Raw genomic sequence first — 285 nt, forward strand, 5'->3', positions numbered from 1 at the left:
TTTGGTTGGCTCTTGCTACTAAATCAGTGGCAAACAAGGTATTCAGTCGGGTTCGGTAAGGTGCGTAATTGGAGTTTAAATAACAGGCACCACTTGTGCTGGAGTCGATTAGTTCATCGTAATCAATTAATCCATCTGTGCAACCTGTGTAAATAGATCTAATTACTTTATTGTCATTTGATGTGTTTAAGTTGTTATAAAACAAACCAAACATATCATCCATGGTAGTTGCGGTTGCAGGATCAGCAGGCGTTAATTCCATCCGCGCATTAATAAAACCACCAT

1 protein-coding gene is annotated in these 285 nt (G+C 38.9%); it reads right to left on the bottom strand.

Annotated features, from left to right (window positions below; genetic code table 11):
• Positions 1-285, bottom strand: a 285-nt coding sequence (locus ACQ96U_RS27180) for a hypothetical protein (protein WP_431724411.1), incomplete at both ends; no start/stop codon positions are given.

It is taken from the genome of Zooshikella sp. RANM57 (assembly GCF_050749885.1).
In the GTDB taxonomy this organism is placed as follows: Bacteria; Pseudomonadota; Gammaproteobacteria; order Pseudomonadales; family Zooshikellaceae; genus Zooshikella.